The following is a 22,118-nucleotide window of genomic DNA, read 5'->3' on the forward strand; positions in this document are numbered from 1 at the left end:
AAACATCGCTTGCGTCGTCCCGCATCCGCCGATGGCATCACCCCGCCACGATCTCGAAACCAGGCCCGCCCCTTGGTCGCCGACACGCCCACCACCACCGCGGCCTGCTCAACCGTCAGGCAATCGCGGACCTGAGCCCAGAACCGATACTCCACCTCAACCGGCAACCGCGGACTACCCCGACGAGCACTCATCTGCACACCTCTCAACGCCAGGTGTTGCAGTCACCCCTTGAGGCCAAGGGCCGGAACCTCACGAAGATTCCCACTTAGGTGGGTCAGAAGCGCAGGGTGTATGCCGCGTGGGCACCGCCCTCACCCAGGACCACGTCGCTGACGCCGAGTGTCAGGTGCGCGCCGGTGGCCGTGTTGCGGTAGGTCACGAAGATGGTGCCTGCCGCACCCTGGGCGCTGACCCGGTCCCAGTGCGAGCCACCGGGATTCGCATAACCGAACAACTGGGAGAGGACGTCGGGTGTGGCGTAGTAGGACGCTGTCCAGTGGTCGCCACGACCCCAGGCGCGCACCAGGTGGTCGGCCCACGCCACCGCGCCCAGGGAGGCCGGCTCGTCCTCGAACAGCGCGGTGTAGACGGAGTGGGCCGGGTTGCCGTCATGCAGCGCGATGTCGCTCACGCCCACCGTGAGGGTGCCGCCGCGAGCCTCGTCGCGGTAGGTGGCGTAGATGGTGCCCGCCGTTCCTTCCACGCGGGTCCGCCGCCAGTGGATACCGCCCGGATCGGCCTGGTCGAACAGCTTGTCGGTCACGGCGGCGGTGGCGTAGTAGCGCGTGGCCGAGTAATCGCCACGGCCCCACGCCCGGACCAGCCGGTCGGCATACGTGGTGGCGCTGACGGCGGTCACCTGACTCGCGTGGATGCTGGATCCGGTCGGCGACTGCGCGACAAGTGCCGCCTGCGCCGGTGCTCCGGCTGTGACGGCGAGCGCGAGACCGGCTGCGGCGGTGAGTGCTGCTGCGGCAGATCGGCTGCGGATGGTGTGTGTCATCGAATGACCTCCCCGAGAGGCTGGAAGCGGTATCTCCTGCTTCCGTACTTGAGACGTCCGGCCACCGCCGGACGTTGGCAACCGCGAGCTTCCTGGAGCAGACGAGGCCGCTGGCTCTTCCAGGACGGCCTCCCCCCGCCGGGCACGACCGAACGGCACCGAGCAGGTTGCCCGGTGCCGCCGGTTCAGTGGTTCAGGAGTGGGTCGGCTCCGCCCAGATACGTCGGACGAGGCGCAGGTGTCGCCGGAGCGGCCTGAGTGCTGTCAGCGTCGGGCAGCGACGTCGAAGGCCTGCACCGCACCCGCAGCCGTCTCGAAGGACATCAGCGCCCGGCCGCCGTGAGCCAGCTTGCTCCGTGCCGCGCTGCCCAGAGGGATCGTGATGTGCTGGCGACCGCCGTGCACCGTCACGATCGCGTCGCCGAGCACTCGCCCGCTCATGTCGGGCGACCACGGGGGGATGCCTCCGTCGGTGACCGAGCAGGGGGTGAGCCCCCAGTCCGGCGGCGGGTCGGCGGCCTTCGGGCAGCTCGTCAGGTAGACGGGGATCTGGCCCACGGCGCCGGTCCACAGGAAGAGGTGGGCGCTGCCCGGCCCGGTGGCGGTGAAGGCGATCCGTGCACCGTCGGAGGTCAGCACCGGCTTGCCCACCCAGGTGATCCGGTCGCCTGCTGGCGCCGGGGTCCGGCCCGCGATCGGCACGCCGTCACGTGCGGACTGCCAGATCGTCTGGGGCGAGTTCACCCCATCCAGGTTCGGGTGCCCGAGGATCGGCGCGGGGGGAGTGGTCGCTCGTCCCGGCGGTGGGGTGTAGCCCTCGACGGTCGCCTGTCCCCATCGGTACGGGTCGGACTGCACGCTGCCGAAGGCCGACCACCCGAGGCGGGTGCTGTTGTCGATGTGCCGCAGGGTCGTCGTGCCGGCCGCCGCCGTGTCGTCGTTGTCGTAGGGCGTGATGTTCAGCCCCATGTGGGCCGGGTCGACGGCCGCCGGCAGGTCGGCCATCGGGATCTTGACCTCCAGGTCGTAGCCGCCGCCTGTGTAGGCGTGGTCGGTCGTCGTCTGGTTGTCCCCGACCCAGGTGGCCGATGAGGCGACCTCGACCCCGGGTGCGTTCGGGGCGTCCGCGACCGTGTCCGCCAACGGGCCGGTCGAGTACCCCTGGTGGTTGTCCGCATCGCGCTCCCAGCACGGGCCGTTGACGCCGTTGCCGTTGGAGTTCGACGGGTCGTTGGTGTAAGGGAAGACGCCGAGCTTGAAGGTGTTGGCCGTGTCCATGTTGACCTGGGATGCGTTGCCCCGTGGGTCGATCTGGAACTCCACCGAGTCGGCGAGCCAGTGCGCCACGCACTCACGCGGCGTCACGGCATACGACTGGTAGTCGTCGCGGATGTGCACGAAGAAGTAGAGCGCGTCGTCGGCCCGACTGACCTGGGCGTAGTCGCTGTCCGGGTCGCCGGTGCCGGAGACCCCGCAGTCGGCCGTGCCGCCGGTGCAGTATCGGTCACCCTGCCAGATCCGGCCGATGTCGAGCTTGGGGCCGGGGTACTCGCCTGGATCGGGCTTGGCGTCGACGGTCGGCACCGAACTCGCCTGCGGGATCGCGGTGTCCGGCACGACCGACACGCTCAAGGTCTCGCTGCCGGTGCCGGCCGGTGCACTGAATGACGTGGTGATCGGCACGTCATACAGCTGGCCGTCGGGCAGCGTGCTGGCGGTGCTCGTCAGCCTGAACGTCACTGTGGTGTCGGCCCCCGGGGCAAGCGGGCCGTATGACGTGGAGGTCGTGTCGGCGGTGAGGCCGGAGGGCAGGTCGAGCGAGACCTCGCCGCTCTGCGGGGTGTCCGACCAGTTGTGCACCACGACCGGGACGTCGGCGCTCTCACCGAGCCCGATCGTGGTCACGGCGTCGGACCGACCCAGGCGCCGAGCCTCGGGCGCGGTCTGCTCCAGCCACTGGTCGTACTCGGCCCACTTGCCCCAGCGCTGGAACCGACCCTCGGCAGGCGAGACGACGCGCACCACGTTGTCGGTGTAGCCGCTGCGCTGGTGCGTGGTGCGCAGCAGGGCGGAGATCTTGGCGTTCTGTTCCACCGTGGCGCCGGCTCCCGGAGTCACCGTGAAGGTCACGGTGGACTCACGCCGGTGGGTGACCCGATTGAGGTGCTTGGGTCCGTCCACGGACCAGCCGTCCGGCACGGTGAGCGACACCGTGCTGCGCGGGATCGACTGGTGGGCAGGCGCTTTCACGTGCAGGGTCGCCTGGAAGGGGACACCCGGGACGTTGTAGAAGCGGGAGAACGTCAGGTGCTCGAGCGTGCCGAGCGGCAGACCGCCAGGATCCTGCTTCGTGGCGCCGAGCAGGATCGCGTCGTCCCTGCCGGCGAGTGGGTTGGGCGATCCGTCCGGTGACGTGTTGGGCTGGAACGGCACGAAGGCGTCGGTCATGCCGAACCTCGGGCAGGCGGGCTGTGAGGTGCCCTGGTACATCACCCGGCTCTGGGTCGGGTAGGCCGAGCGGCCCTCGTCGGCGACCTGCTGCCAGATCTTGGCCGATCCCGCCGGCTGGCCCTGCAGGTTGCCCTGCGGCCAGAGGTATGGCGAGTCGTAGCCGGTCCACACGCCGGTCACCGTGTCGAGGTTCTGACCCGGGGTCGGCGTGAAGCCCTGCGTGCAGTCGGCGCTGGTCGTCGTGCCGCCGGTGCCGGCCGTGCTGCCGCCGGAGAAGACCTTCTTGACCTGCCAGGTGGCCAGGGCGTGCGGACCACGCAGCTGGTCGGGGAACATCGTCGGGTCCGCGGCGGCCTGCATGCCCTCCCAGATCAGCCGGCCCGCGTCCTGGTGGTTGCCGTGACCGGCGGCCAGGGTGGGGGTGAAGCCCACGTAGACGTCGGGCTGGGTCGTGCGGATGATCCGGGTGACGCGGCGCAGGGTCTCGTGCTCGTCCCAGATGGAGCGGGTGAGCGGCGCGCTCTGGTTGTAGAAGAAGTCCACCCGGTCAACGTTGTAGATGTCGATCGTGCCGGAGCGGTAGTGGGCGACGCGGTCCTCGTTCTCGCGGCGCAGGCCGAGGTCAGGCCCGGACTCGGTGCCGACCGCGTTGCCGCCGCCCTCGCCGCGGGTGATCATGATGATCCCGCACTTCGTGCCGAAGCGATCGTGCCAGACGCCGCACGGCCCGATGATGCTCGTGTCGTCGTCGGGGTGCGCCCACTCGCCCATGACGTTGATCTTGGTGTTCTTGCCTGCGACGTAGCCTTTGCCGTGGTGGGCGGCCGAGGACAAGGACGTTGCGGACGCCGTTGTCTTCGCTACGGATCCGGGGGGAGCGGAGGTTGGGCTCGCGGCGGCGGTCGGTAGCATCGTCATCGCGGTGGCGAGGGTTGCGGCTGCGCAGGTGGCGAGAGCCCCCAGGGCACGGGTCTTCTTCATGTGCTGCTCCTTCGAGAGCGGGACCCCGTCGAGGTCAGCAGCGTCGTCCCACCCACGCACTCGATCACGATGACTCAAATGTGCACCGTCCGACGCTAGACCCGCAGAACTCGGCGGTCAATGGTCCCGGGAGCCCAGCAGGGTGGATCTGCGCGTCAGCGGAGGACCGCGAGCTCGGGAATCCTCGACCGGTAGCCCTCGAGCAGCACGCGGGCCGTGCCCACCGAGTCCACCAGGGGATGTGTGGCGAAGGCCCGGACGGCCACCTTGGCCGATCCCGTGCGGGCCGCCTCGATGGTCAGTCGTTCGGCCGCCTTGACCTGTTGCACCAGCCCGAGCTCTGGAAGGCCCAGGGGCGCCGTCGCCAGCGGGCGGGGCGCGAACGAACCCACCGCGCACGGCACCTCGACCACGGCGTCACCGGGCAGGCCCGGCACGCTGGAACCGTTGCGGACGTTGAGGATCATCGTGGTCGACTCGCCTCGGGCGATGGCCGCCATCAGGGCCAGAGCCACCCCCTCGTAACCGCCTCCCTCGACGTCCGCCGGGTCGCGCTCGTCCTCCTCGTCGTGGACGTCGGACATGTAGGTCGCGTTGCGCTCGCGCCGCACGCGGTCCCACTCCTGGCGAGCGAGGTCCGGATCCGTCGCGACGCGTGCGTAGAAGTCTTCCTGCTGCTGCAACAGGTACTCGCCACGCGTCTGCGGCCCACCACGGATCGCCGAGACCGCCTCGCGCGTGAAGTAGTAGTAGTAGAGGTACTCGTTGGGAAGCATGCCCAGCGACTGGATCCACTCGGCGCCGAAGAGCTGCCCCTCCTCGAGCCGGCCCAGCGCATCCCCGTCGGCGAGCAGCCTCGGCAACTGGTCGTGTCCGTCATACATGAGTCGTCGCAGCCAGCCGAGGTGGTTGAGCCCGACGTAGTCGAACGAGGTGCGGGATGGGTCGAGGTGCAGGGCGCGCGCGGCGCGCCGACCGAGACCGAGGGGGGAGTCGCAGATGCCGACCACCCGGTCACCGAGGACTGCCTGCATCGCCTCGGTGATCATGCCGGCGGGGTTGGTGAAGTTGATCACCCAGGCCGACGGGCAGACCGCGGCAACCCGCTCGGCGACGTTGAGAGCCACCGGAATCGTGCGTAACCCGTAGGCGATTCCGCCCGGCCCGGTCGTCTCCTGGCCGAGCACGCCGAGCTCGAGGGCGACCCGTTCGTCCGCGGTGCGCGCCCTGAGGCCGCCCACGCGGATCGCGGAGAAGACGAAGCGTGCGTCGCGTAGCGACTCGTCCAGGTCGGTGCTGGTCGTCACCGTCGGCGCCGTTTCGTGGCCCTGCGCCATCTGGGCCAGCACGTGGGAGATCGCTTCGAGCCGAACCGGATCCACGTCGTACAGGGCAACGTCGCGGATTCGCTGCTCCGACGTGTCGCCCAGCAGGGCGCCGTAGACCAACGGAACCCGGAACCCGCCGCCTCCCAGGATGGTCAGCTTCATGACAGTCGTACCTCCACACCGGCGCGCGCGCACGCGCGCAACGACCTCTCGTCGGCTCCTTCATTGGTCACGAGGACGTCGATGTCGCCCACGTCGCACACCCGCAGCGCCCCCGTGCCGGGAAACTTGTGCCGGTCGGCCAGGAGAACGACCTGCTCGGCAGCCCGCATCATGGCCCGCTTCACCGGGACCTCGACGCTGGTGCTGTCGAGCACGGCCCCGTCGTCCCGCACGCCGCTCGTGCCGAGGAAGGCGCGGTCCGCCCGGACCTGGGCGAGCGCGTCCTCCGTGAGCACCCCCACCATCGACAGGTAGGGGCGGCGCACCATCCCACCGAGCAGCATGAGCTCGACCACCGGATCGTCCCGCAGGACATCGAGGACCGCGAGGCTCGAGGTGGCTACGGTGATCTGCCTGCCGCGCAGCCGGCGGGCCAGGCTCGCGGCCGTGGTGCCGATGTCGAGCAGCACGACCTCGTGGTCGGCCACCAGCTCGGCCGCAGCCCGCGCCACGGCGTCCTTGTCGGGGGCGTCCGACCGCATCACGACCTCGAACGGCCGGTCGTCGTCCGCGTCGTCCGGCAGGCACGCCCCACCGTGCACACGGCGGACGGAACCACGCTCGTCCAGGCGGGCCAGGTCGCGGCGGACCGTCGACGCGGTGACCCCCAGGGCAGCCGCCAGCTCGTGGACCGCCACGACGCCCTCGCCCCGCAACCGCCGCACGATCTCGACGTGGCGCTGGTGGGGCAACATGCCTCCACCGTAGCAACAGAGACGCGCAGAAATGCGCAGCATTGCGCGGTAAGGCCTTGTTCTGCGCAGCCGCCGACAGCTAACCTCGGAGAAGTCGCGACGCCCAGCCAGGAGCGGAAGGAAGGTCTCCCGCAGATGCTCGAAGACACCGACGGCTCGCCCGTCCTCGCCGACCCCGGCGCGGAGTTCGATGTCTTCCTGCACGGCACGGTGTTCCTCGACATCATCTTCACCGGGCTGGCCGCGCTGCCCTCCAACGGCACCGAGGTCTGGGCCCAGGGGATGGGATCGTGTCCCGGAGGTATCGCCAACCTGGCCATCGCCACCAGCCGGCTCGGGCTCCGGACGTCTCTCGCGGCCGCCTTCGGCGACGACGACTACGGCGAGTTCTGCTGGCGCACCTTGTCCGAGCAGGAAGGCGTCGACCTCTCTCATTCTGAGCGATTCGAGCACTGGCACTCACCGGTCACGGTGTCGATGGCGACCCAGGGCGACCGCAGCATGGTCTCCCACGGGCACGCGGCACCGGTGCCCCCCAGCGAGATGATCGGCAAGCCGCCGCCATCACGTGCGGTCATGGTCGACCTCACCGCCGACGAGCTCGTCGGGGCCGACCACGATGAGGCCTGGGCGGCGCGGGCAGCCGAGGAGGGAGCCCTGGTCTTCGCGGACGTCGGGTGGGACGCCACCGGCACGTGGTCGCCAGCCGTCCTCGACCAGCTGGGCCACTGCCATGCGTTCCTGCCCAACGCCGCCGAGGCGATGGCCTACACCCACACCGACAGCGTCCGGGACGCCCTCTACGTCCTCGCCGACAAGGTTCCGCTCGCCGTGGTCACCGACGGCGCGAACGGCGCCGTCGCGATCGACTCCACGACCGGCGAGGAAGCGCACGCCCCCGCCCTGCGGGTGCCGGCGCTCGACCCGACCGGAGCCGGGGACGTCTTCGGTGCCGGTGTCGTGCTCGGCACGCTGTCCGGCTGGCCCCTGGAGCACCGGTTGGCTTTCGCGACGGCCTGCTCCGCCCTGGCCGTGCAACAGTTCGGCGGGTCACTCGCCGCACCTGGCTGGGGCGACCTCGCCGACTGGTGGCACGGCATACGCGACAAGGGCGGCCAGGACGCCTATCACACGTCCTTGGTCCGCCGTTACGGATTCCTGGACGACCTGCTCCCGGTGGGGCCGATCAGCGGCGTGCGCCGCGCGGCTGCGACGATCGCCCGGTTCTCCGACGTCGGCCTCGCACGGGGCGCCCACCACGACCCGCCCTGGGCGGCGCCGCTGGAGAAGCCACCGACCGACCCTGCCCGCCCCGCTCGGCGCGGACGCTGACCGAAGGAGACCACCATGTCCCATCCCCGACGCCGACTCGGCGCCCTCGTCACGCTCGCGCTGGTGAGCACCTCGCTGGTGGCGGCGGGCTGCTCGGCGCCCGGCTCGTCCGACAACTCGCCGGCGACCAACACCGGCCAGCCGAAGGCGAGCGTGGCGACCAACCCGGCGAAGGGCGGCAAGGTCACGCTCAACGTGTGGGACCAGGAGGTGAGGGGCGGCCAGAACGCCGAGATGACCCAGCTCAACAAGGAGTTCCAGGAGAAGTACCCCAACGTCACGATCAACCGGACGTCCAAGAGCTTCTCCGACCTCAAGACCACGCTCCGGCTCGCACTCTCCGGCAAGAACCCGCCCGACGTCGTCGAGGCCAACCAGGGTTACCCCGACATGGTCACCTTCGTGAAGGCCGGGCAACTCGTGCCCCTCGACAAGTACGCCAAGCTCTACGGCTGGGAGCAGCGCTACCCCAAGACGTTGCTCGACCTCAACCGGGTCAGCGACGACTTCCAGCACTTCGGTGAGGGCAAGCTCTACGGCATCTCACAGATGGGCGAGTACATCACCGTCTACTACAACAAGTCCAAGCTCAAGTCACTCGGGTTGACCCCGCCGAAGACGTGGTCGGACTTCGCCGCCCAACTGCCGAAGATCAAGGCCAAGGGTCAGACGCCGATCGAGTTCGGCAACCTCGACAAGTGGCCGGCCATCCACACCTTCGGGGTGATCCAGGCGCAGACGGCAGGCAAGCAGGATGTCCGCAATCTGGTCTTCGGCACCGGCAATGCCAAATGGACCGACTCCGCGACCGTGAAGGCGGCCAAGATCCTGCAGGACTGGGCGCAGAAGGGTTACTTCACCAAGGGCGCCAACGGGCTCGGATATGACGATGCGTCCAAGAAGTTCGCGGACGGCACCGGGGTCTACCTGATCACCGGCACCTGGCAGGCCGCCGTGCTGAAGAAGCCGATGGGCAAGAACCTCGGCCTGATGCTGCCCCCGCCGGCCCAAGCGGGCGGAGAGCCGACCACGACCGGGGGTGAGAGCCTGGCCTTCGCCGTCACCAGCAAGTCGCAGCACCCGGACGTCGCGGCGGCCTACCTCGACTTCATCACCAACGCGCACGCCGACGACGTCATGACCCAGACCGGCAACCTGCCCGCCGTGCCCGGCAAGGCGGCCGACGCGCTCCCGGCGGACAGCCCCGAGGGGCAGATGGTCGCCGGCTGGAAGGACCTCAGCAAGGTCGACGGTCTGGTGCCCTACCTCGACTACTCCACGCCGACCTTCTATGACACCATCACCGCCTCCCTGCAGAGCCTGATCGGCGGGCAGACCACGCCGGAGCAGTTCACCCAGACGCTGCAGGCCGACTACCAGAAGTTCCACCAGAAGTAGGGCGGTCGGATGACGCAGGCGGTCCGCGAGGCGCAGCGTTCCGAGCCGGTGGTCCGTTCGCGGTCCCGGCTCGGCCGCCTGCGCAGCCTCTACGCACGCCGGGCGCCGGGTGAGCCGCGGGCCGTCGGGTATCTCTATATCCTCCCGGCGCTCGCCGTCTTCTCGCTGTTCATCCTGGTGCCCTTCTTCCAGTCGATCTGGTACTCACTGTTCAACTGGGACGGGCTGACGCCGGCCACCTGGGTCGGGCTCGACAACTACACGGCCCTGTTCACCGATCCGAGCCTGCGCGGCCCGTTCGTGCATGCCCTGATTCTGCTGCTCTTCTATGCACTGCTGCCGATCGTGATCGGGTTACTCATCGCTGCGACCCTGTCGCGCATGCGGATTCGCGGTATGACGTTCTTCCGCACCGTGCTCTTCCTGCCGCAGGTCCTGGCGATGGTCGTGGTGGCGCTGGCGTGGCGGTGGATCTTCGCCCCCGACGGGCTCTTCAACGCGGGCCTGAGCGCCGTCGGGCTGGGCGGCATCACCCGTCCCTGGCTGGGCGACTTCACCTTCGCGCTGCCCGCCGTCGGCATCGTCGGCACCTGGGTCGAGTTCGGCCTGTGCATGGTGCTGTTCCTCGCCGGCTGCCAGCGGATTCCGCGCGAGCTCTACGAGGCGGCCCGGCTCGACGGCGCGGGGGCGGTGCGGGAGTTCTTCGCGGTGACCCTGCCGGAGCTGCGTCCCCAGATCGCGGTCGCCGCGACCCTCACGATCGTCGCCGGGTTGCGCAACTTCGACCTCATCTACGTCACGACCGGTGGAGGGCCCGGTGACGCGACCAGCGTCCCGGCCTACGAGGTCTACCACCGGGCCTTCGAAGTGGGACAGGTCGGCGGTGCCGCGGCGATCGGCATCGCGCTCGCCATCCTCATCTTCGTCGTGACCGTGGTCGTGTCGCGGCTGATCGAGGGGCGCCGGTGATCACCTCACGCACCGACAGGGTGGTCACCTACGCGATCCTGGTGTTCTTCACCGTCATCGCGCTCGTGCCGGTCCTCGGGATCCTCTCGACCGCCCTCGCGAGCCAGGCATCCCTCAACACGGGCTTCTCGCTCCCGGACGGCCTGCACTGGAGCAACTTCGTCGACGCCTGGCAGCGTGGCCACTTCGGGGCCTACCTGCGCTCCTCGGTGCTGGTGACCGTGGTTGTGGTGGTCGCGTCGGCGGCGCTGTCCACGCTCGCGGCCTATGCCTTCGGCACGATGCGCTTCCCCGGCTCCACGATGCTCTTCTACGTGTTCCTGATCGGGCTGACGCTGCCGGAGGAGGCGCTGGTCATCCCGCTCTACTACGACCTGCGCGGAGCGGGGTTGACCGACACCTACTGGGCGCTCATCCTGCCCCAGACCGCACAGTCGATCGCCTTCGGCACGTTCTGGATGCGGACGTACTTCCTGGGGGCATCGCGCAGCATGGTGGAGGCGGCCCGGATCGACGGCTGCTCGAGCTGGACGACGTTGTGGCGGGTCCTCGTGCCGGTCGGCAGGCCGGCCATCACCACGATGGTGGTGATCACGTTCATGTGGACGTGGAACGAGTTCCTGCTAGCGCTGGTCATGGTGACCTCGGAGTCGCGGCGCACCGTCCCGCTCGGCCTGGTCTTCTTCCAGGGTCAGCACTCCTCGGACATCTCGTTGCTCGCAGCAGGTGCCGTGCTCGTGGCGCTTCCCGTCGTCCTCGTCTACATCGCGCTGCAACGCAAGTTCATCGAGGGGATGCTCTCGGGCGCTGTGAAGGAGTGAGTCGGCGGACGAGCCACCCCGCTGCGATCCGGCCGGCAGCGAGGCGGGGCGACCACGAGTCAGGGGGTCAGGGCGGGTTTCCTCATGTCGAGCTCCTCCAGGTCGGCCGGGTAGATCATCTCCGCCGGAGGGTTGGCCGTCCGTCTCGCGATCGGCAGGTAGACGACCACCGTCACGACCAGGCCCACGATCCACGAGATGTCCGCGCCGTCAAGGGCCTTGGTGACCGGGCCGGTGTAGAGCGTCTGGGCGAGGAAGGGGATCTGCGCGACGATGCCGACGCCGTAGGCGACCAGCGCGCCGACGTTCCACCCGCCATACCGGCCCTTCGGGTCGTAGAGCGCCGGCACGTCGACGCGTTCCTTGGAGATGAGGTAGTAGTCGGTCAGGTTGATGGCGCTCCACGGCGTGAACACCATGAGCAGGGTCAGGACGAAGTTCTTGAAGTTGTCGAGGAAGTCCTGCGAGGCCAGCAGGGCGATCAGCACCGAGATGGTGACGAAGACCGTGATCAGCAGTGAGCGCCGCCGGGGCGAGATGCCACGTCCGCCGGTGAACGCGGTGACGGTCGTGACGGAGGACATGAAGCCGCCATACGCGTTGAGGCAGTTGACGGTCAGCTTGCCGACGAGGATCACCAGGTAGATCAGGAAGGCAATGGCGGCGGGCCCGGCGAGGCCGCCCAGCCACTCCACCTGTTCGCTGAGAAAGGCGTCGCCGGCAACGGCGGCGACCAGGGCGCCGAAGGTCATCGACCACTGTGAGCCGATCACGCTGCCCAGCCAGGTGGTCGTGAACACCTTGCGTTCCGTCGTGGTCCGCGGAAGGTAGCGGGAGTAGTCGGCGACGTAGGGCCCGTAGGTCAGCTGCCAGCCCGCGCTGAGGGAGATGGCCAGCAAGAACGTCGCCATCTCGAACGGTTGACGTTCACGGCGCTGCCGACGTCGTGGACGGTGAAGAGACGGATCGCGAGGTAGATGAACCCGAGGGTGCCCACGACGGTCGAGATCCGCCCGATGATGTGGATCAGCCGGTAGCCCAGCGTCGCGATGACGGCGGTGAGGGCCCCGAAGACGATGATGCCGACCCAGGTCGCGTCGACGTGCAGCAGGGCGTTGACGGCCTGACCCGCGAGCACGGCACCGGTCGCGGCGAACCCCAGGTAGAGCAGGATGACCAGCACGAGAGGGACGACGGCGCCGTAGACCCCGAACTGTGCGCGGCTCGAGATCATCTGGGGCAGGCCCAGACGGGGTCCCTGCGCGGAGTGCAGGGCCATGACGACGCCGCCCAGGACATTGCCGATGAGCAGTCCGATGATCGCCCACAGCGCATCGGCACCGAAGACCACCGCCAGGGCACCATCGACGATGGCGGTGATCTGCATGTTGGCGCCGAACCACAGGGTGAACTGGCTCCATGGCGAGCCGTGGCGCTCGTCGTCGGGCACGACGTCGATGGAACGGCGCTCCACGCGCAGGGTTCTGGTGGGGGCCGTCTGGTCGGGTGCCGCGCTCGCGTGAGCGCGGCCCATCCGAGTTTCCTTGGTGGACATGGATGCCATCAGACTCCTGCCCACCTGACCTGCGATAGGGGGAGAACCCGGGGTTTCGTCCCGTATCCGAGACTTTGGTCCCGGCTCCGGTGACCGGCACCACGCGCGCCGGCAGGGTCAGCCGGCCAAGGCGCCCATGGGGTCCCAGGCCGGGAGCACGATCGGTTCGGCGTCGAGTGCGTCCTGCAGCTCCTGCGGGAGCTTGGTGCGGCGCACGGCGATCTCGAAGACGTGCTCGGCAAACCACGAGTCGTTCATGGTGAAGAACCCGGAGTCGGCCTTCTCGTCGCCCCAGCTGTTCTCGACCCGCCACTTGCGCGGCTTCCCGTCCACGACGTCCACACCGGTGAAGAGCATCGCGTGGGTCATCATGGCCTCGCCGTGCAGCAACCTGTCGGCCTTGTCGAGATCGAAGGCGGTGCCGTAGACAGAGGCGTAGTCATAGAGGGCGGCATCCCAGATGCCGAGGTCGCCGTTGGACATCTTGCCCGTGTCGCAGCCGAACCACACCGGCTCACCGTCCACGATCGTCTCCATGGTGAGCTGCTTGAGCAGGTCCATCTCCACGTTGAGGTAGGTCACGCGAGGAGCCCCCACCACGTTGCCGAGGTACTCGACGGTGAACACCGTGCCGGTGGGGCTGCTCTTGCGGGGGTCGTGCACGATGCAGACGTAGTCCTGGAGGGGAAGCTCGACATACTTGTCGGCGAACTCCCGCGGCGTCATCCAGCCGTCCCGGTGGAAGCCGCCCTCCTTGTCCTTCCACTGCCACAGGAACTTCTCCGGCGGGCTCCCGAGGTGGATCGACAGCACGCGGTGGATGCCCGTCAGCAGCTCGTCCTTGCGGGCGCGCATCGCATCCGGCCCCTGGTCGGCGATGGCCCGAAGGTCGCGGGCGCCCTGGCGCAACAAGGTCTGCAGGATCCCGTTCATCGGGTGCGTCTCGGAGGAGCTCTGTGTCTCGGGCATGGCCGACTTGGGCACGAGCCCGTGCTTCTGGACCAGGGCGATGAACATGTTCCACTGGCCGCCGTCGCCGGTGGGGTCGGAGAGCAGGTGGGCGATCGTCCGGTCGTCGACGTCGCGGTCGGCGGTCTCGATCAGGGCCTCGAAGAGGTAGTTGGCCTTCTCGAGCTTGTCCCAGAAGAGCAGGTAGTTCTGCGAGTACTCGAAATCCTTGACGTCCAGCGTCTTCGCCGTCTCGGAGCGCAGCAGGTTGAGACCGGCGAACAGCCAGCAGCGTCCGCTCTTCTTCTGGTTGGTGACCTTCCAGTCGTCCAGGAGGTTGGACATGGTGTGGTCGATCGAGGTGACCACGGCACGGTCCAGTGCGATGTCGCTGACCCGGGTCTGGGTGACCGCGTTCTGCATCACCCGGTGGTGCGGATCCGCCTCGAAATCCTTCTGGAGCTGCTGGACCTGATCGGCGGACAGTGCGGTGGACATGGGGCTCCTTGGACTCGTGTATGCCGTGTGCTTCCGACGTTACGCCAGTCACCAAGGCGGCGGCACCTGAGTTCGCGGCGAATCCCCGGCGCGGCCGGCGTGTGCCACACTGGTGCGCACGCTGAGTCCTGCCCATCGGTGCGACTGTCGAGCGCTTGCTCGGCCCGCCCGTCCCTCTCCCGGGGGAGCAGCGGATCCGTGGCGATCCGGAAAGTACGATCATGACTCCCTTGACCGAACGAGAGATCCGCGCCTCGTTCGTGAACGCCTCACGACGCGAGGTGAACCGGGTGATTGTGCCCGACCTGTCCGCCGTGGACTGGGAGCAGCGCGACTACCTGGGCTGGCGCGACCCCAAGCAACCGCTCGCGTCCTACGCCGTCGTCGAGGTCGACACGGCTCCGGTCGGTGTGCTGCTGCGGTCCACCGGGCCGCGCGACGGCCGGCGCCGGAAGATGGTGTGCGCCTGGTGTGAGGACGTCGTCGTGCACGCCGACGTCAGCCTCTACGTCGCCCGTCGGGCCGGGACCCGGGGTCGCCGTGGCGACACCCTCGGCACCCTCATCTGCACCGACTTCGACTGCTCTGCCCACGTGCGTCGCGCGCCGACGCGCGCGGAGCTGCACAGCGACGACGCGTGGGCCGCCGAGGAGCTGACCCGGCGCCGGGTCGAGGGGCTGCGGGAGCGTTCGGCGCGGTTCGTCGCGCGGGTGCTCGACGAGCGGGCGGGCTGACCAGCGGTTTCACGCGTCCGGGAGGTCGGCCTCATTCCGGTTTTCACCAGCGGTTGCGTGCCTCCTCGGCCCAGCCGACCAGGCCCTCGACAGACTGCCGGTGGCCGTCGACGACCACGTGACCGCGCCAGTGACCGAAGGCCTGGTGGGTGCGGGAGGCGACGATGCCGAGGTTGGTCGTGGCGACCCGTTGGTGGAACGGCTCCAGCACGACGTCGACGTGCGGCCCCCGGACCTGCCACGGCCGCATCGGTGCGCGGACGTCATACTGCCAGTCGAGGAGGTCGTCGAAGTGGTGCAGACGCCCGTCGACCACGATGCCGTTCTCGGTCGCGCCCGTGCCGTCGGTCCACCCTCCGCCGAGCTGCAGCCCGACGACCGCGCCGTCGACCACGCCGCTGCCGGCTCCCCAGTTCCAGGTCACCGCGTAGGGCCAGCGGCCGCGGCCGTGGTCGAGCACGGCCCACGAGTCCTCCATCGGCACAGGGTGCTCGAGCCCGTCCAGCCAGATCCGGCCCCCAACCCGCCGTGCCACGTCCTTGAGGGTGTACTGGAAGAGGCGCTCCGACCACGGCACCACCACGCCGAGCGACTCGTGCTCCTCCAGCCGCTCGACCATGAGCTCGACCCGGACGCCCTGTGCCTCCGCGTGCAGGCGGGTGCCACGTAGGGACTCGTCGACGGAGATGTCCAAGCCACCAGCCCTGGCCCGCACCGGTCCCCCGGCAGCCAGTTCGGGCAGCTGCGTGCCGCGGGCCAGCGGCGCGACCACGTCCCGGCGGGTCTCCTCGCCGCTGCGGCGGTCGAGGACGTAGATGCCGTGCGCGCCGGCGTAGTCGAGCGAGGAGACGGTCAGCCCCAGCACGTGAGTCGGTGTGACGATGCCCCAGTGCTCCCAACGCTTCGTGCGACCCCAACCCCTCAGGTTCGAACGGTGCAGCGGGGCACGGGTCCAGCCCAGGGCGTCCGGGTTGAGCCGGCCGCGATCGTCGCAGAGGTCGACGGGCTCGATGATCTCGCGTTGTGCCATGGCCGGATCGTAGAGCGAGCGGTCGCGTCCGTGATGGTGGTGTCACTCCGCACGGGCGGGTAGGGCACGGGCGGCCCGGTCACCGGGAGCATCCCTCAGTCCAGGTCGCGGGCGCGCACGTGCTCGGCCACCCGACCGATCTCCTCCGGCGTGACGCGGCAGCAGCCGCCCACCGCGCTGGCCCCGGCGCGGAGCCAGCCGTCGACCTGGCCGGGGCGGAAGCTCGGATCGCCCGTCCAGGTCCGGGCGACCGGATCCCACCCCTCGCCGCTGTTGGGGTAGACCAGCACCGGGCGGCCGGCTTGTGGCGCGGCGGGCAGCAGTGCGTCGATCTCTTGCGGGTCGGTGCAGTTGACGCCGACGGCGACGACCTGTGGCACGTCGCGGGCCATCGCCCAGGCCACCGCCGGGTCCTCCCCACGCCGCGTCCGGCCGTCAGCACACGAGAGCGACAGCCACGCCTCGACGCCCCCGAGCCGTTCGAGCTCGAGCAGCAGGGCCTCGACCTCGGCGAGGCACGGGATGGTCTCGAGGGCGAGCACGTCGGCTCCCGCGTCGGCCAGCACCTCCAACCGCGGACGGTGGAAGGCTCGCAACGCCGCGACGTCGAGCCCGTAGTCGCCGGTGTACTCCGAGCCGTCTGCGAGGGCAGCACCGTAGGGGCCGACCGAGGCGGCGACGAACAGCGGCTCCGACGCGTCGACCCGCTGTCGGGCGACGTCGGCCAGCTCGACGCCGCGCCGCAGCAGGGTCGCCACCTCCGACCGTGGCACGCCGACCGAGGCGAAACCGTCGAAGCTCGCCTGGTAGGTCGCCGTCGTCGCGACTCGGGCGCCCGCGCGGAAGAAGTCGAGGTGCGCCGCCGTGATGGCCTCGGGTGCCTCGGCCAGCAGGCCGGCCGACCACAGGTGGCCGGACAGGTCCTGGCCCAAGGCCTCCAACTGGGTCGCGAGGCCACCGTCGAGCACCAGGGGGCCCGCGCACAAGGCAGAGCGGAAGGCGGTCATGCGACCATTGTCGCCGCGCCGCCACCACCATCTCCGGAGACCCCATCCAGTGAGCACGCCCCTGCCAGCCCCCGCCCGCCACTCCAGGCGCCGGCGGGTGGAGCGGAACGACCGCACCCACGTCAACCTCGCCCTGTTCGCGCTGGCGATCGGTGGCGTTCGCCCTCGGCAACGTGAGCTCCGCGCTGGCCTCCAGCTATCCGCTGCTGATGATCGCCCGATTCGTCTCCGGGCTCCCGCACGGTGCCTTCTTGGGGGTGGCCGCTCTGCTTGCCGCGTCCCTCGTGCCGCTGCGCCGCCGCACGTGGGCGGTGTCCATGGTGCTGGCGGGGCTGACCACCGCCAATGTCGTGGGCGTGCCGGTGACCACCTGGGTCGGGCAGCGCCTCGGGTGGCAGTACCCGTATGCCCTGGTCGGGGTGATCGCGCTCGTCACCCTGGTGGCCACCCGGCGATGGGTGCCGCCCCAGCCGCACGAAGGACAGGCCTCGATGCGGGCCGAGCTGGGAGCGCTGAAGCGGCTACAGGTCTGGCTGGCGCTCCTCATCGGCACGGTCGGATTCGGCGGGATGTTCGCCACCTACTCCTACATCGCGCCCACGATGACCACGCTGGGCGGTTTCCCCGACGGGGCGATCCCGGTGGTCCTCGCGATCTACGGGGTCGGGATGACGGCGGGCGCCATGCTGGCCGGGCGGGTTGCCCAGCGCGGGGTCATGCGCGGAATCGTCCTGTCCCTCGTCGCGGTCGCCATGGTGCTGGGGGCCTTCGGGTTCGCGGTGCGGCAACCCGTGACGGCGGTGCTGGTCGTCTTCCTGCTCGGACTCGTCCCCTCGATCCTGGTGCCGATGCTGCAGACCCGGCTGATGGACGTGGCCCGGGAGGGCCAGTCACTCGCGGCGGCCCTCAACCACTCGACCCTCAACATCGCCAACGCCCTCGGCGCGTGGTTGGGCAGCCTCGTGCTGTCGGCCGGCTACGGTTACGAGTGGCCCAGCCGGATCGGCGTGGTGCTGGCGCTGGCGGGACTCGTCGTCGCCGGCGTCTCGGTCCTGGTGGATCGGAGGCGGGGCCCGGTCGGCGGGCCGCGGACTCAGGGTGACCCTGAGCGCCTCTCAGGGGCACCCTGACCTTGCGGACCTCGAATCAGGTGCGTCCCCCATAGCGGGAATCCCCTTGCTGCCAGAAGACTCTCAGGCATGATCACAGTTGAACGACTCAGCAAGACTTACGGCAGCTTCCGTGCCGTCGACGACGTCTCCTTCGCCTGCCGGCCGGGCTCGGTGACCGGGTTCCTCGGGCCCAACGGCGCGGGCAAGACCACGACCATGCGCATCATCGCCGGACTGACGCCGGCCACCAGCGGCACGGCGACCATCGGGGGTCACCACTACCACGACGTCCCCAACCCGGGCACCCAGATCGGGATCCTTCTTGACGCGTCTGCACAGCACGCGGGACGGACCGGTCGCGAGGTGTTGACCCTCGGGGCCCTGGCGATGGGGCTGCCGTCGCGTCGGGTCGACGAGATGCTCGAACGCGTCAGCCTGGCCCCCGACGAGTCGCGGCGGCGGATCCGCAACTACTCGCTGGGAATGCGTCAGCGGCTCGGCATCGCTCACGCCCTGCTCGGTGACCCGAGGATCCTGATCCTCGATGAGCCGGCGAACGGTCTCGACCCGGCCGGGATCCACTGGATGCGTGGACTGCTGCGGGACTACGCCGACCAGGGCGGCACGGTCCTGCTGTCCTCGCACCTGCTGCACGAGGTCGAGGTCATCGCCGACGAGCTGCTGGTGATCGGCCAGGGGCGGATCGTGGCGCGTGGCACCAAGGCGGAGCTGTTGCGAAACGCCGGGACGTTCGTCAAGGCACTGGACCAGGGAGCACTACAGCGAGCGCTGCGAGAGGCAGGGATCGAGGCAGTGACGTCGGGGGACGCCGGCCTGCGGACCGAGGCCTCACCCGCCGACGTCGGGCGGGCGGCCGCGGCTGCGGGCGTCGCGCTCGAAGAGCTCCGCGCTGCTGACGGCGCCGGGCTGGAAGAGATGTTCCTGCAGCTCACCGCCGACACCCAGCGCGAAGAGCGCGCAGCGGCCGAGCCCGTCCTCGAAGGAGTCCCGGCATGAGTTACCCCGGTATGAATGCACTCACGATCGCGCCACCCGCCCCGCCCGTCCCGGTGGACACCGCGGCACCTCCGGTGCCGATGACGCGTCTGGTCAGGGTCGAGCTGCGCAAACTGGTCGACACTCGTGCCGGCTTCTGGCTCGTCGTGTCGATGGGCCTCATCGCGGCGGTCATCACGGGTGCCATGCTGGTGTTCGCCGACGCCGAGGACCTCTCCTACGCCACCTTCTTCGGCATGATGAACATCCCGACCGGCGTCCTCCTGCCGGTCCTGGCGATTCTCCTCGTGACCAGCGAGTGGAGCCAGCGCACTGGCCTGGTCACCTTCACGCTGGAGCCGCGGCGCTCACGCGTGATCACCGCAAAGCTGCTCACCAGCCTTGTCGCCGCTGCCGGCGCGATCCTGGTGTCCTTTGTGCTCGGGGCCGTCGGCACCGTCCTGGCTGGCCTGTTGCGCGACGGCGGTGGTTCCTGGAACCTGTCGGCCACGGAGGTCGGCTACGCCTCGATGGGGCAGCTGATCGCCCTGCTCCAGGGATTCGGGTTCGGCATGCTCATCATGAGCTCGGCCGCGGCGATCGTGCTGATCTTCGCCCTGCCCAGCGCCTGGGCCATCGTCGGATCCGTTGTGCCGTGGCTGCACGATCACGTCCAGCCCTGGGCCGACCTGCAGTTCGCTCTCGGTCCCTACCAGGGCGGAGGCGGCGTCGACGGCTCGAGCTGGGCACACCTCGGGTCGGCGGTCGCGATCTGGGTGGTGTTGCCGCTCGCCGGCGGGCTCTGGCGGCTGCTGCGCTCCGAGATCAAGTAACGCGCTGCGGCCGACCGGCTGCCGGGTCGTGCAGGCCCCTGGTCAGCAGGAGTGCGACCAGGGGCAGCACGACCAGCACGGCGAGCGAGACCCGAAGGCTGGTCTGGTCGGCGAGCCAGCCGAGCAGCGGGCTGAACAGGCCACCGACGCTCACAGCCAGGCCGACGGTCACGCCGCTGGCCGTGCCGATCCGGTTCGGCAGGTAGTCCTGGCCCAGCACCACGAAGACGCCGAATGGCAGGTAGAGCGCGATCCCGGTGATCACGACGAACACGAAGGCCACTTCGAGGCCGGGCGACAGGACCAGCCCCGCGACGCCCGGCACGGTCAGCGCGAATCCAGTGCGGACGGAGGCGAGCCGGCTGTAGCGGTCGGCCATCCAGCCGCCGAGTAGCGTTCCCATCGCTCCGGCCACCAGGAAGGTCGTCAGGGCTGCTCCGCCGACCGCGGTGGACGCCCCGAGGCGATGGATGAAGTAGAGCGCGATGAACGACGAGATGCCGAAGAACAGCACCGAGCGCACGACCACCACGGCAGTGAGTCGCCCGAAGGCAGACCAGTTGTCCACTCCGGTCGGCATGCTCCTGTTCCTCGGTCGGCCGGGTCGGCCGTCCAGGACGTGGGAAAGGCGGACCACGAGTAGGACGGCCATGAGCACTGCCGGCACGACCAGCAGCACCGTGCCCCGCAGGCCGGCGACGATGAGGATCGGTGTAGTCAGCAGCGATCCGAGCGCAAATCCGGCATTGCCGCCCAGGGCGAAGACACTCATGGCCCTGGTGCTGTTACCAGAGGCCTGTCGAGCGGCCCGCGCCGCGCTGGGGTGGAAGGCGGCGATCCCCAGCCCGGACACTGCAATCACCAGCCAGGTCAACGCATAGCTGGAGGTCAGCCCGGACAGGGCGATTCCCACAGCGGCGGTGAGCATGCCCAGGGGAATCAGCCACCGCCGAGGCTTGCGGTCGGTCCACCAGCCGAACGCCGGCTGAGCCACCGACGAGAGCACCGTCGCGGCGAGCGTCAGGCCGGAGACGGCGGCATACGTGTAGTGCCGTTCCGCGACCAGGAACGGCAAGATGGCGGGGACGGCGCCCTGGTAGATGTCGTCGACCACGTGAGCCGCGCTGATGAGGGCGACACCGCGCCGGTTGACGGACGGGGGAGCGGCCAGCCCGCCGCAGTCGCCGGTTGACCCGGAACGGTCCGAGTCGTCGGCACGCTTCATCGCTGCTCCTTCGCGGTCATCCACCAGCCACAATGTATGCCGTGGGTCGAGTAGTGCCGCGACGACGCCTCTCGTCAACATGGGTTGACAGACTCGCCGCGTCAACGTAGGTTGACGTCATGTCGAACGCGACGAAGTTGGCCAGTGCGGCGGCCGACCGCGACCCGGCGACGGGCCTGCGGGCCGTCGCCGCGTTGCGTCGGTTGCTCGAGCAGCTGGAGGCGACCCAGGTGGCCAGCGCCCGCGCGAGTGGGTGGTCCTGGCAGGAGATCGCCGAGGTCCTCGGAGTCAGCCGGCAGGCAGTCCACAAGAAGCATGCCCGGCGAGGCCGGCTCGTCGGGCGCACAGGTCGGGAGGCGTGATGTTCGAACGGTTCACCAAACGCGCACGCACCGTCGTCGAGCGTGGCCAGCGGGTTGCTCGCGACGCGGGAGCGAGCGAGGTCCGATCAGACCACCTGCTGCTGGGGGTGCTCGAAGACGAGGAATCGCTCGCCGTGCGCGTCCTCGGCGACCTCGGGGTCGGGTCGGAGCAGGTACGCGCGGCGGTGGTGAGGTTGCAGGACCACCGTCGCCGCGGAGGACTGGACGAAGGGGACGCAGAAGCGCTCCAGGCCATCGGGATCGACCTCGACGAGGTCCGCAAGAGCGTCGAGGACAACCTCGGCGCCGAGTGCGCAGACCCGTCACAGTCGGGAAAGAGCCGCCACCTCCGCTTTGCCAAGGACGCCAAGAAGGTCCTCGAGCTGGCCCTGCGCGAGGCCATCGCCCTGAAGCACAACTACATCGGCACGGAGCACATCCTGTTGGGCCTGTTGCGGATCGACCAGGGAGTGGTGGGCGCCGTGTTCGCCGAGCTGGGACTCAGCCATCGGGCGGTCAAAACAGCGGTCCTGGAGGCGCTCCGCCGCGCGGGCTGACACCGCACGGCGACGTCTTCGCGAGGGTGCCCGGCTGACTGAATGGCACAGCATTCGC

At 69.6% G+C, this 22,118-nt stretch carries 20 protein-coding genes and 1 pseudogene; 10 read left to right on the plus strand and 11 right to left on the minus strand.

All coding sequences use genetic code 11. The annotated features are described in order from the left end of the window. From FCN22_RS22205 to FCN22_RS11135, 5 genes and pseudogenes are all read right to left on the minus strand, one after another. Nucleotides 1-194, minus strand: a pseudogene (locus FCN22_RS22205) (IS30 family transposase); the annotation flags it as partial. Between the two features lie 83 nt (nt 195-277). Further along, nucleotides 278-1,006, minus strand: coding sequence for a hypothetical protein (locus FCN22_RS11120; RefSeq protein ID WP_137121627.1), 729 nt, complete (start codon nt 1,004-1,006; stop codon nt 278-280). Between the two features lie 264 nt (nt 1,007-1,270). Continuing rightward, nucleotides 1,271-4,438 carry a PIG-L family deacetylase gene (locus FCN22_RS11125; protein ID WP_137121628.1) on the minus strand — a complete coding sequence of 1,056 codons (3,168 nt, stop codon included), beginning with the start codon at nt 4,436-4,438 and terminating at the stop codon, nt 1,271-1,273. 155 nt (nt 4,439-4,593) lie between these two features. Continuing rightward, nucleotides 4,594-5,928 (minus strand): 6-phospho-beta-glucosidase, encoded by a 1,335-nt coding sequence (locus FCN22_RS11130; protein WP_137121629.1) that lies wholly within the window; start codon nt 5,926-5,928, stop codon nt 4,594-4,596. Further along, nucleotides 5,925-6,683 carry a DeoR/GlpR family DNA-binding transcription regulator gene (locus FCN22_RS11135; RefSeq protein WP_137121630.1) on the minus strand — a complete coding sequence of 253 codons (759 nt, stop codon included), beginning with the start codon at nt 6,681-6,683 and terminating at the stop codon, nt 5,925-5,927. The genes FCN22_RS11130 and FCN22_RS11135 overlap by 4 nt, the downstream gene beginning before the upstream one ends. 135 nt (nt 6,684-6,818) lie before the next feature. Here FCN22_RS11135 and FCN22_RS11140 point away from each other — a divergent pair, with 135 nt between their 5' ends. The 4 genes from FCN22_RS11140 to FCN22_RS11155 are packed head-to-tail and all read left to right on the plus strand — an operon-like array spanning nt 6,819 to nt 11,203. Next, nucleotides 6,819-8,015, plus strand: coding sequence for a PfkB family carbohydrate kinase (locus tag FCN22_RS11140; RefSeq protein WP_137121631.1), 1,197 nt, complete (start codon nt 6,819-6,821; stop codon nt 8,013-8,015). A 15-nt stretch (nt 8,016-8,030) separates the two neighbouring features. Continuing rightward, complete coding sequence (locus tag FCN22_RS11145; RefSeq protein WP_137121632.1) at nt 8,031-9,413, plus strand: extracellular solute-binding protein; 1,383 nt, start codon at nt 8,031-8,033, stop codon at nt 9,411-9,413. A gap of 9 nt (nt 9,414-9,422) precedes the next feature. Further along, a complete protein-coding gene (locus FCN22_RS11150; protein WP_137121633.1) occupies nt 9,423-10,382 on the plus strand; it encodes a carbohydrate ABC transporter permease in 960 nt (319 codons plus the stop codon). Continuing rightward, the gene (locus tag FCN22_RS11155; RefSeq protein ID WP_202911533.1) at nt 10,379-11,203 is read left to right on the plus strand and encodes a carbohydrate ABC transporter permease; all 825 of its coding nucleotides are present in this window, start codon (nt 10,379-10,381) and stop codon (nt 11,201-11,203) included. Before FCN22_RS11150 ends, FCN22_RS11155 begins: the two co-directional genes overlap by 4 nt. A 59-nt stretch (nt 11,204-11,262) precedes the next feature. On the opposite strand, the gene FCN22_RS22700 is transcribed toward FCN22_RS11155, so the two are convergent. The 3 genes from FCN22_RS22700 to FCN22_RS11165 all read right to left on the minus strand — a co-directional run bounded on the left by FCN22_RS22700 (nt 11,263) and on the right by FCN22_RS11165 (nt 14,204). Continuing rightward, on the minus strand, nt 11,263-12,114 hold the full coding sequence (locus FCN22_RS22700) for a purine-cytosine permease family protein (protein WP_338016653.1): 852 nt from the start codon (nt 12,112-12,114) through the stop codon (nt 11,263-11,265). Next, nucleotides 12,066-12,758, minus strand: a complete 693-nt coding sequence (locus FCN22_RS22705; RefSeq protein WP_338016654.1) for a purine-cytosine permease family protein — start codon at nt 12,756-12,758, stop codon at nt 12,066-12,068. Before FCN22_RS22705 ends, FCN22_RS22700 begins: the two co-directional genes overlap by 49 nt. A 117-nt stretch (nt 12,759-12,875) precedes the next feature. Next, nucleotides 12,876-14,204, minus strand: a complete 1,329-nt coding sequence (locus FCN22_RS11165; protein ID WP_137121634.1) for a C1 family peptidase — start codon at nt 14,202-14,204, stop codon at nt 12,876-12,878. Nucleotides 14,205-14,425: 221 nt separating this feature from the next. On the opposite strand from FCN22_RS11165, the gene FCN22_RS11170 reads away from it, so the two are divergent. After that, nucleotides 14,426-14,938 (plus strand): FBP domain-containing protein, encoded by a 513-nt coding sequence (locus tag FCN22_RS11170; RefSeq protein WP_137121635.1) that lies wholly within the window; start codon nt 14,426-14,428, stop codon nt 14,936-14,938. A 43-nt stretch (nt 14,939-14,981) separates the two neighbouring features. On the opposite strand, the gene FCN22_RS11175 is transcribed toward FCN22_RS11170, so the two are convergent. Both FCN22_RS11175 and mmuM read right to left on the minus strand, forming a co-directional pair. Next, entirely contained in the window at nt 14,982-15,968 is a 987-nt protein-coding gene (locus FCN22_RS11175; protein WP_137121636.1) for a DUF2804 domain-containing protein, read from the minus strand. A gap of 95 nt (nt 15,969-16,063) precedes the next feature. Next, nucleotides 16,064-16,975: a homocysteine S-methyltransferase gene (gene mmuM / locus FCN22_RS11180; protein ID WP_137121637.1), complete on the minus strand. Its 912-nt coding sequence runs from the start codon at nt 16,973-16,975 to the stop codon at nt 16,064-16,066. Nucleotides 16,976-17,127: 152 nt separating this feature from the next. On the opposite strand from mmuM, the gene FCN22_RS11185 reads away from it, so the two are divergent. The 3 genes from FCN22_RS11185 to FCN22_RS11195 all read left to right on the plus strand — a co-directional run bounded on the left by FCN22_RS11185 (nt 17,128) and on the right by FCN22_RS11195 (nt 19,916). Then, complete coding sequence (locus tag FCN22_RS11185) at nt 17,128-18,105, plus strand: MFS transporter (protein WP_137121638.1); 978 nt, start codon at nt 17,128-17,130, stop codon at nt 18,103-18,105. 69 nt (nt 18,106-18,174) lie between these two features. Next, complete coding sequence (locus FCN22_RS11190; RefSeq protein ID WP_137121639.1) at nt 18,175-19,104, plus strand: ABC transporter ATP-binding protein; 930 nt, start codon at nt 18,175-18,177, stop codon at nt 19,102-19,104. After that, complete coding sequence (locus FCN22_RS11195) at nt 19,101-19,916, plus strand: ABC transporter permease (protein ID WP_202911534.1); 816 nt, start codon at nt 19,101-19,103, stop codon at nt 19,914-19,916. The genes FCN22_RS11190 and FCN22_RS11195 overlap by 4 nt, the downstream gene beginning before the upstream one ends. Here the strand turns inward: FCN22_RS11195 and FCN22_RS11200 are convergent. Next, nucleotides 19,909-21,141: an MFS transporter gene (locus FCN22_RS11200; RefSeq protein WP_137121640.1), complete on the minus strand. Its 1,233-nt coding sequence runs from the start codon at nt 21,139-21,141 to the stop codon at nt 19,909-19,911. The two genes, FCN22_RS11195 and FCN22_RS11200, sit on opposite strands and share 8 nt — an antisense overlap. Before the next feature lie 119 nt (nt 21,142-21,260). Here FCN22_RS11200 and FCN22_RS11205 point away from each other — a divergent pair, with 119 nt between their 5' ends. Further along, complete coding sequence (locus tag FCN22_RS11205) at nt 21,261-21,503, plus strand: helix-turn-helix domain-containing protein (protein WP_137121641.1); 243 nt, start codon at nt 21,261-21,263, stop codon at nt 21,501-21,503. Continuing rightward, on the plus strand, nt 21,503-22,060 hold the full coding sequence (locus FCN22_RS11210) for a Clp protease N-terminal domain-containing protein (RefSeq protein ID WP_137121642.1): 558 nt from the start codon (nt 21,503-21,505) through the stop codon (nt 22,058-22,060). Before FCN22_RS11205 ends, FCN22_RS11210 begins: the two co-directional genes overlap by 1 nt. The last annotated feature ends 58 nt before the right edge of the window (nt 22,061-22,118 follow it).

Source organism: Segeticoccus rhizosphaerae, from assembly GCF_005222685.1.
Taxonomy (GTDB): Bacteria; Actinomycetota; Actinomycetes; order Actinomycetales; family Dermatophilaceae; genus Segeticoccus; species Segeticoccus rhizosphaerae.